The organism is Allobosea sp. P1_A7 (assembly GCF_056406775.1).
This window is the reverse complement of record NZ_JBFTZN010000224.1, coordinates 1-9,612: the sequence shown is the minus strand read 5'-3', so window position 1 is coordinate 9,612 and position 9,612 is coordinate 1. Positions and strand designations below refer to the sequence as shown.

The following is a 9,612-nucleotide window of genomic DNA, read 5'->3' as shown; positions in this document are numbered from 1 at the left end:
GGCCATCATCGCCGCGCTGAACCACGTCACCCATTACCGCTACGATCGCCCTGTCGTGCTCGGCCCGCAGATCATCCGGCTGAGGCCCGCTCCGCATTGCCGCGCAGCGATCAAGAGCTACGCGCTCAAGGTCTCGCCAGCGCAGCATTTCGTGAACTGGCAGCAGGATCCGAGCGGCAATTGGCTCGCCCGCTACGTCTTTCCCGAACCGGTGAGCGAATTCCGCATCGAAGTCGATCTCGTCACCGAGCTTTCGATCATCAATCCCTTCGACTTCTTCGTCGAGACCAACGCGGAGGTCTTCCCCTTCGTCTATCCCGAGGAACTCCAGGCGGAACTCGCTCCCTATCTCGTCACCGAACCGGCCGGGCCGCTGCTGATCGACCTCCTCGCCAGGGTTCCGCGCGAGCCGGTCAACACCGTGAACTTCGTCGTTGATCTCAATGCCCGGCTGCAGGGCATGATCGCCTATGGCATCCGGATGGAACCCGGCGTGCAGGAGCCGGAGCACACGCTCCACATCAAATCGGGCTCGTGCCGCGACACAAGCTGGCTGCTGGTCCAGATCCTGCGCCAGCTCGGGCTCGCCGCTCGCTTCGTCTCCGGCTACCTGATTCAGATGAAGGCGGATATCGACCCGCTCGAGGGGCCGCGCGGGACCGACAAGGATTTTACCGATCTCCACGCCTGGGCCGAGGTCTATATTCCCGGCGCGGGCTGGATCGGGCTCGATCCGACATCGGGGCTGCTGACCGGCGAAGGCCATCTGCCCCTCGCGGCGACACCGCATTTTCGCTCGGCCGCGCCGGTGAGCGGCGTTGCCAGCTATGCCGAGACGACCTTCGACTTCGCGATGAGCGTTGAGCGCGTGCATGAAGTGCCGCGCATCACCCTGCCCTTTTCCGACCAGTCGTGGCACCGCCTCGATGCGTTGGGAGAGAGGGTCGATGGCGATCTCGCAGCGCAGGATGTGCGCCTGACGATGGGCGGCGAGCCGACCTTCGTCGCGACCGATGATCAGGAGGGCGCGGAGTGGAACACCGCCGCGGTCGGCCCGACCAAGCGCCGGCGCGCTGACGAACTGATCCGCCGCCTGCGCAGCCGCTTCGCGCCGGGCGGCATGCTGCATTACGGCCAGGGCAAGTGGTATCCGGGCGAAAGCCTGCCGCGCTGGGCCTTCGCGCTCTATTGGCGCGAGGACGGCGAGCCGATCTGGCGCAATGCCGCATTGATCGCGCGCGAGCCCGGCGCCGTAACCGGCGGCGACCGTGAACTGGAAGCGGCAACCTCGACCCGCGATGCCGAGGCGCTCGCATCGGGCCTTGCGGAGAAACTGGGCGTCGGTGCCGACCATGTCCTGCCCGCCTATGAGGATACCGGCCACTGGCTGCTCAAGGAGGCGCAGCTTCCAGACAATGTCGACCCGCTCGACCCGCGCCTCGCCGATCCGGAGGAACGCGCCCGCATGGCCCGTGTCTTCCAGCTCGGCCTCGGCAATCCGCGCGGCTATGTCATCCCGGTGCAGCGCTGGCAGAGCCAGGCAGGCGACCGGCGCTGGCGCTCCGAGAAATGGACGCTGAGACGCGGCAAGCTCTTCCTGGTGCCGGGCGATTCACCGGTCGGCTATCGTCTGCCGCTCGGCTCGCTGCCAGCCGTGCCGGAGGCGGAATACCCGCATATCCACCCGCAGGATCCGATGGAGGCGCGCGGCCCCCTGCCCTCGCCCGGCAGCGCGCCTGCGGCGCTCGCGGCAGAGCCCGCGCCCACGGTGCACCGGCATGCCCAATTCTCGATCCCGGGCGAGGCCCCCGCAGGCGCTGCGGCCCAGGATCGCGTCGAGCAGGAGATCGGGCGCGAGCATGTGCGCACCGCGCTGAGTCTCGAAGTCAGGGACAATGTGCTCTGCGTGTTCCTGCCCCCCGTCGAGCGCCTGGAGGACTATCTCGACCTGATCGCCAGCGTCGAGGCCGTGGCCGAGCAGACCGGGATCGCCGTCCATATCGAGGGCTATGCTCCGCCCTCCGACCCGCGCCTCAATGTCATCAAGGTGACGCCCGACCCCGGCGTGATCGAGGTCAATATTCATCCTGCAAAGAGCTGGCGCGATGCGGTCGAGATCACGCGTGGCGTCTATGAGGAGGCGCGTCAGGCCAGGCTCTGCGCCGAGAAATTCATGGTGGACGGCCGCCATACCGGAACGGGCGGTGGCAACCATGTCGTGCTCGGCGGTGTCACGCCGTCCGACAGCCCCTTCCTGCGCCGCCCCGATCTGCTGAGGAGCATCATCCTCTACTGGCAGCGACACCCCTCCCTCTCCTTCCTGTTCTCCGGCCTGTTCATCGGGCCGACCAGCCAGGCGCCACGCATCGACGAAGCCCGGCACGACCAGCTCTACGAGCTCGAAATCGCCCTTGCGGCGGTGCCGAAGCCGGGTGAGAAGCCGATTCCGCTCTGGCTCGTGGACCGGCTGTTCCGCAACCTGCTGGTCGATGTTTCCGGAAACACCCACCGCACCGAGATCTGCATCGACAAGCTCTATTCGCCGGACGGGCCGACCGGCCGGCTAGGCCTGATCGAGTTCCGCTCCTTCGAGATGCCGCCGGATGCGCGCATGTCACTGGCGCAACAGCTTCTGGTGCGCGCGCTGATCGCCTGGTTCTGGCGCGAGCCGCAGCAGGGCAAGCTGGTGCGCTGGGGCACGAGCCTGCATGACCGCTTCATGCTTCCGGAGATGATCTGGCAGGATTTCCGCGAGGTGCTCGCCGATCTCGCGCATGCCGGCTATCCGTTCGACCMGGTCTGGTTCGAAGCACAGCAGGAGTTCCGCTTCCCGTTCTACGGCAAGGTCAACCATGGCGGGGTCGAGCTCGAGCTGCGCCAGGCCCTCGAACCCTGGCACGTCATGGGCGAGCAGGGAGCGATCGGCGGCACCGTGCGCTATGTCGATTCCTCGGTGGAGCGGCTGCAGGTCAAGGCAAGCGGGCTCGTTCCCGGTCGCCACGTCATCACCTGCAACGGACGGCGCCTGCCGATGACCCCGGTCGCGGGCTCCAGCGAGGCGATCGCAGGCCTGCGCTTCAAGGCCTGGCAGCCGGCCTCAGGGCTGCACCCGACAATTCCCGTGCATGCGCCGCTGACCTTCGACATCGTCGATAGCTGGGTCGGCCGGTCGCTCGGCGGCTGCGTCTACCATGTCGCCCATCCCGGTGGGCGCAATTATGAGACACCGCCGGTGAATTCCTACGAGGCCGAGGCACGCCGCCTCGCCCGTTTCGAATCCATCGGTCATAGTCCCGGCGCGCTGGTGATTCCGGTGGAAGAGCGCAGCCCGGAATTTCCGATGACCCTCGATCTGCGCCGTCCAGCAGGACTCTAACCAAGGCCATGGCTTTGCAGGGCCGATCGCCGTCGACACGTCTCCGAGCGGAGCGGCGCAATGCGCTGCTGGCCGATTATCGCCCCTTGCCCGGAGCCTATGACGAGTTCATGGCGCCCGATGGCAGTGTACGTCCGCATTGGGAACCGTTTCTCGCCGAGTGGAGCGGGCTCTCCCAGGATGAACTCGGCCATCGCTTCGGGCTGGCGGATCGCCATGTCCGCGACACCGGCGTGTCCTATCGCGTGCATGGCGATCTCGACGCGAGCGACCCGCTGGCCGGGGAACGCTCCTGGCCGCTGAATCATGTCCCGTTGATCATCCCCGGCGCGGAATGGCAGACCATCGCTGCCGGCGTGGCGCAGCGTGCGACGCTGCTCTCCTCCCTGCTTGGCGACATCTATGGACCCGGCGAGATGATMGCCAAGGGCCTGCTGCCCGCGGCGGTCGTAACCGGCAGCCCGGACTATCTGCGCCCGCTGCAGGGCACGGCCAATGGTGGCACGCTCCAGCTCTATGCCGCCGATCTCGGACGCGGGCCGGATGGCCGCTGGTGGGTGCTCGGCGACCGTACCCAGGCCCCGTCCGGAGCGGGCTATGCGCTGGAGAACCGGCTGGCCCTGGGCCGCGCCTTCCCGGACCTGTTCCGGACGATGAATGTCGAGCGATTGGCCTCGTTCTTCCAGGGTTTCCGGGCCGGTCTCGCGGCAAGCTCACGCCGGGTCGAGCCGCGGATCTGCCTGCTGACACCGGGCGCGCTCAACGAAAGCTATTTCGAGCACGCCTATCTCGCACGCTATCTCGGCTTCCTGCTGGTCGAAGGCGGCGACCTCCTGATGCGCGACGGACGCGTCCATGTCCGCACCATCGCGGGCTTGAAGCGTGCCGACGTGATCTGGCGGCGGATCGACGGCGATTTCTCCGACCCGCTTGAGCTCAACTCAGCCTCCGCGCTCGGCGTCGCCGGTCTCGTCCAGGCGGTGCGGCAAGGCAATGTCCAGATCGCCAATGGGCTCGGCTCGGGCGTCGTCGAAGCGCGAGCCCTCATGGGCTTCCTCCCGGCCCTCGCCGAACATATCCTCGGCGACGAACTGATCCTGCCACATATCGCGACCTGGTGGTGCGGGCAGCAGCGTGCACGATCCGAGGTGATCGACCGGCTTGGCGAGATGAGTATCTCGTCGGCCTTCCGCGCCTCGGTCGATGGCCTCAATGGCAACACGATCCTGCCCGGCGAGTTTTCGCCTGATGCCCGCTCGGCGCTTCAGGCACGGATCGAGGCACGCGGGCTCGACTATGTCGGGCAGGAGATCGTGCGCCTCTCGACCATGCCGGTCTTCCAGGGCGGCCGGCTGCAGCCGCACCCGATGACGCTGCGCGTCTTCGCGGCTGCGACTCCCGACGGCTGGAAGGTGATGCCGGGCGGCTTCTGCCGCATCTCCGAGGATGTCGATGCACGCGCCGTCACGCTTGGCAATGGCGTGCGCTCCAGCGATGTCTGGATCACGTCCGACACGCCCGTCGAGCAGGTAACGCTGCTGCCAAGCGCCGACCGCATCAGCATCCGCCGCATCATCGGTACCATGCCGAGCCGCGCGGCCGACAACCTGTTCTGGCTCGGACGCTATCTCGAGCGCACCGAGGCGACCTTGCGGCTGGTGCGCGCATTGCTCGGCCGGCTGATCGATGCCGACGATGCCACGCCCGAGCGGGCCGAGACCCTGCGCCGCCTCGCCAACCTGCTGATCGCCTGGGGCGCCGCCCCGACGGGCAAGGAGCATTCCACCGCCTCCCAGGCCTCCGACGCGCTGCACAGCCTCGACCAATACGGCTCCGCCCTATCCTCCGTCCGCGAAGCGCGGCGCACGGCGTCGGTCATTCGCGAACGCCTGTCGATCGACGCCTGGCGCCTCTTCGGCGACCTGCAGCGGCAGCTGACGCTCAACGGCGACAAGCCGAGCGAGGGCGATGCCTATGAAACGGCGGACACCGCCCTGAAGACGCTCGCCGCCTTCTCGGGCCTGAGCCAGGAGAATATGGTGCGGGGTGCGGGCTGGCGCTTCCTCGATATCGGGCGGCGGCTGGAGCGTGGCATCGCGACCTGCCGTTTCGCCCGCCATTTTGCCGACTCGTCTGCACCGGGCGACTGCCTCGACGCTCTCCTCGACCTGACCGATTCGCAGATCACGTACCGCTCCCGCTATCTGCTCGGCCCCGCGCTCGCGCCCGTGCTCGATCTCGTGATGCTCGACCCTTATAATCCGCGCTCGGTCGCCTTCCAGATCGATCGCCTCGATGTCGAGATCGCCGCGCTGCCGACGCTGAGCGAAGACGGCATGCTGGAAGCGCCGCGCCGGCTCGCGCTCAAGCTCGCTGCCGAATGCCGCACCGCCGAGGCAAGCCGCCTCGACCGCACCAGCATCCTGCTGTTCGAGCAGTTGCTGATGGGGTTGGCCAGCGCCGTGGCGGACCGCTACTTCCTGCAGAACAGCGAACCCGAAGGCTCGCGGATGACAGGCATCGCGTGATCTACGACGTCCGTCATGTCACGACCTATGCCTATAGTCGGCCTGTGCCCTTTGCACGCTGCATCCTGCGGCTGCTGCCGCGTGACGGCGTCGGCCAGAGCGTGCGCAAGAGCAGCCTGAGCGTGACGCCGCGCACCAGCGAGCGCAATGACGGGATCTGCTTCTTCGGCAACCACATGACGACCTTGACCATCACCAAGCCGCATCGCGAGCTGAAGCTCGACATGCGGGCGCGGGTCGAGGTGAACCGGCCGGCGGCGCCCTTTCCCGGGTTGACGCGCGGCTGGGAAGAGGTCGGTGCACTGGCGCTGGCGTCCAACAGCCTCGCGCCGAATTCCCCGGCGCATCAGCTTTTTCCCAGTCGGCTGGTGCCGCCGGTCGCCGAGGTGGTCGATTATGCGCGCTCCAGCTTTGCGCCGCAGCGCCCCGTGCTGGAAGCGGCGAGCGAGCTGATGCGCCGCATCCGCACCGATTTCGTCTATGATCCCGAGGCAACCGAAGTCTCGACCCCGCTGGCGGAAGCCTTCCGCCAGCGCCACGGCGTCTGCCAGGATTTCGCGCATATCATGATCGCCGGGCTGCGTGGGCTCGGCCTGCCGGCCGCCTATGTCAGCGGCTATATCCGCACCATTCCGCCGCCCGGTGAAAAACGTCTCGAAGGGGCCGACGCCAGCCATGCCTGGGTGCATCTCTGGTGCGGGCCGGAGACGGGCTGGATCGGCCTCGACCCGACAAATGATCTCGTCGTCGCCGACGATCATATCGTCACCGCGATCGGCCGCGACTATGCCGATGTCTCGCCGCTCGATGGCGTGATCGTCGGTCCCGGCACGCAAAAGGTCGGCGTCGCCGTCGACGTCATTCCGGTGCAGGAAGCCTGAGGGTGCTGCCGCTGCGTGGACTGCTCTTCGACAAGGACGGCACTCTGTTCGACTATGGCGCGAGTTGGCCGCCGATCAACCGCGAGGCCGGACTGCTGGCGGCCGATGGCGACGCGATGCTGGCCGCCGACCTGCTGCGGCGCGCGGGAGCCGATCCGGAGACCGGCCAGGCGGTGGCCGACAGCCTGCTCGCAGCCGGGAATACCGAGGAGTTGGCGCAAGCCTGGCATGAAGCGGGAAGCCCGCTCGGCATTGCCCCCCTGGTCGAGCGTCTTGATGCTCTCTTTCAGGCTGCGGTCGTGCGGATGGTTCCGGTCTGCGAGCTATCCGCGCTGTTCGAGCGCCTGCGCGCCCGCCACCTCGCGCTCGGAATCGCTTCCAGCGACAGCGCCGCAGCGGTCTCGGCCACAGCCACGCATTTCGGCATCGCGCCGCATCTTTCCTTCGTCGCGGGCTATGATTCCGGACATGGCGCCAAACCGGGCCCCGGTATGGTGCAGGCCTTTTGCGCCGCCTGCGGGCTTGCGCCTGGCGAAGTCGCCGTGATCGGCGACAACGCCCATGACATGGAAATGGGCCGAGCGGCCGCTGCCGGCCTGCGTATCGGCGTGCTGACAGGAACTGGAACGCGCACGACGCTGGAGCCGATCAGCGATCTCTGCCTCGGCAGCATCGCGGAACTGGAGATCACGCTTTTCCCGTGATCGTTGCTATGGCAACCTAATTGCGGCTCGCCGGCTGAGTGCGAGGGTTGCAGGGAACGCTCGTGCGCACGCAGGTCGCCATCATCGGCTCGGGCCCGGCCGGGCTTCTGCTCGGCCAGTTGCTGCACAAAGCCGGCATCGACACCGTCATCGTCGAGCGCAAGAGCCGCGACTATGTGCTTTCACGCATTCGTGCCGGCGTGCTCGAGCAAGGCATGGTGCGGTTGCTCGAGGAGGTCGGCGCCGCGGGCCGGCTGCATGCCGAGGGCCTCAGGCATGATGGCTTCGACCTGCTCTTCGGTGGGGCGCGCCACCATGTCGACCTCGCCCGACTGACCGGCGGCCAGCACGTCACCATCTATGGCCAGACCGAAGCCACGCGCGACCTGATGGACCTGCGCGAGGCGTCCGGTGCCGCGACCGTTTTCGAGGCTGAGAWCGTCGTCCTGCATGATTTCGACCGCGACAAGCCCTCMGTCACCTTCGTCAGGGATGGTCAGACGCATCGCCTCGATTGCGAGTTCATTGCCGGTTGCGACGGATATCACGGCATTTCGCGGGCCAGCATTCCCGAGGCTGCGCTCCAGAGCTTTGAGCGGGTCTATCCCTTCGGCTGGCTCGGCATCCTCGCCGAGGTGCCACCCGTCTCGCATGAGCTGATCTATGCCGGTGATGAGCGCGGCTTCGCGCTCTGCTCGATGCGCTCCCCCCACCGCAGTCGCTACTACGTGCAGTGCTCGCTCGACGACGATGTCGGGAACTGGTCGGATCAGCGCTTCTGGGACGAATTGCGCCGGCGCCTTGATCCGGCAACCGCCGAGGCGCTCGTCACCGGCCCGTCGTTCGAGAAGTCGATCGCGCCGCTGCGCTCCTTCGTCGCCGAGCCGATGCGGTTCGGGCGCCTCTTCCTGGCCGGCGATGCCGCCCATATCGTGCCGCCGACCGGCGCCAAGGGGCTCAATCTCGCGGCCAGCGACGTGCATTACCTGTCGCAGGCGCTGATCGAGCGTTTCACGGAGAGCTCATCGGCCGGGATCGACGCCTATTCGGCCAGGGCCCTGGCGCGTGTCTGGAAAGCCGAACGCTTCTCCTGGTGGATGACCTCGCTGCTGCACCATTTCCCGGAGAACGGCGCCTTCGCACGGCGGATGCAGCGGGCGGAGCTCGATTATCTCGTCTCGTCGGACCACGCCATGGCGGCACTGGCCGAGAACTATGTCGGCCTGCCCTATTGAAGCTCAGGCGGCTGCTTCGACCGGCGCAGTCCGCAGATTGGCTTCGCCCCAGGCCTTGAGCGCCAGGATGATCGGCTCAAGGCTCCGGCCACGCGCGGAGAGGCTGTATTCCACCCGAGGCGGCACTTCGGGATAGACGACGCGAATGATCAGGCCATCGGCCTCCAGCTCGCGCAGCTGATTGGTGAGCATGCGCTGGGTCACCTGCGGCATGCGCTTGCGGATCGCGTTGAAGCGCATCGTCCCGTCCATCAGGAAATAGAGGATGATGCCCTTCCACTTGCCGTCGATCAGGGCGAGCGTGCTCTCGACCGGACAGCCCGGCAGGCAGTTCAGGGTCTTGTGGCGCGCCCGGCGCATGACGGTATCCTTTTCGATACTATATGCGAAAATTGTGCGTTCTTGCGATGAACGAGTGTATCTCTCATCTCAGAGCTCCCGCAATCATGGAGCCCGCCATGCGCGCCATCGGCTATCGTAAATCCCTCGCCATTTCATCGGCCGAGGCCTTGCTCGATCTCGATCTGCCCGAACCTGTGGCAACCGGACGAGACCTTCTCGTCGCGGTGAAAGCCGTCTCGGTGAACCCGGTCGACACCAAGGTGCGTATGCGCAGTGAGCCGAAGCCTGGCGATACCAAGGTCCTCGGCTGGGACGCTGCCGGCATCGTCAAGGCGGTGGGGCCCGAGGTGACGGGCTTCAAACCGGGCGATGCGGTGTTCTATGCCGGCGCGATCGATCGCCCCGGCAGCAATGCCGAGTTCCATCTCGTCGATGAGCGCATCGTCGGGCCCAAGCCCACCACACTCGGCTTCGCCGAGGCCGCCGCGCTGCCGCTGACCGCGATCACCGCCTGGGAGACACTGTTCGACCGGCTCAAGGTCAAGG

General features: G+C 66.9%; 7 protein-coding genes. 6 read left to right on the top strand and 1 reads right to left on the bottom strand.

Annotation, left to right across the window (positions count from 1 at the left end; genetic code table 11):
• The 5 genes from AC1D34_RS28135 to pobA all read left to right on the top strand — a co-directional run.
• Positions 1-3,376 (top strand): transglutaminase family protein (locus AC1D34_RS28135; RefSeq protein ID WP_476825978.1); only part of this gene is annotated, 3,376 nt, incomplete at its 5' end.
• Between the two features lie 8 nt (positions 3,377-3,384).
• Complete coding sequence (locus tag AC1D34_RS28130; RefSeq protein ID WP_476825977.1) at positions 3,385-5,904, top strand: circularly permuted type 2 ATP-grasp protein; 2,520 nt, start codon at positions 3,385-3,387, stop codon at positions 5,902-5,904.
• Positions 5,901-6,785: a transglutaminase family protein gene (locus AC1D34_RS28125; RefSeq protein ID WP_476825976.1), complete on the top strand. Its 885-nt coding sequence runs from the start codon at positions 5,901-5,903 to the stop codon at positions 6,783-6,785. Before AC1D34_RS28130 ends, AC1D34_RS28125 begins: the two co-directional genes overlap by 4 nt.
• A gap of 2 nt (positions 6,786-6,787) precedes the next feature.
• Positions 6,788-7,489, top strand: coding sequence for an HAD family hydrolase (locus AC1D34_RS28120; protein ID WP_476825975.1), 702 nt, complete (start codon positions 6,788-6,790; stop codon positions 7,487-7,489).
• A 62-nt stretch (positions 7,490-7,551) separates the two neighbouring features.
• The gene (gene pobA, locus AC1D34_RS28115) at positions 7,552-8,724 is read left to right on the top strand and encodes a 4-hydroxybenzoate 3-monooxygenase (RefSeq protein ID WP_476825974.1); all 1,173 of its coding nucleotides are present in this window, start codon (positions 7,552-7,554) and stop codon (positions 8,722-8,724) included.
• 3 nt (positions 8,725-8,727) lie between these two features.
• Here the strand turns inward: pobA and AC1D34_RS28110 are convergent, their stop codons facing one another.
• Positions 8,728-9,084: a winged helix-turn-helix transcriptional regulator gene (locus tag AC1D34_RS28110; protein ID WP_476825973.1), complete on the bottom strand. Its 357-nt coding sequence runs from the start codon at positions 9,082-9,084 to the stop codon at positions 8,728-8,730.
• Between the two features lie 98 nt (positions 9,085-9,182).
• On the opposite strand from AC1D34_RS28110, the gene AC1D34_RS28105 reads away from it, so the two are divergent.
• Positions 9,183-9,612, top strand: a 430-nt coding sequence (locus tag AC1D34_RS28105) for an alcohol dehydrogenase catalytic domain-containing protein (protein WP_476825972.1), incomplete at its 3' end; no start/stop codon positions are given.

Bases quoted from the DNA above. Each gene is read 5' to 3' on its own strand.
- AC1D34_RS28110 (WP_476825973.1), bottom strand. From the start codon at position 9,084: ATGCGCCGGGCGCGCCACAAGACCCTGAACTGCCTGCCGGGCTGTCCG.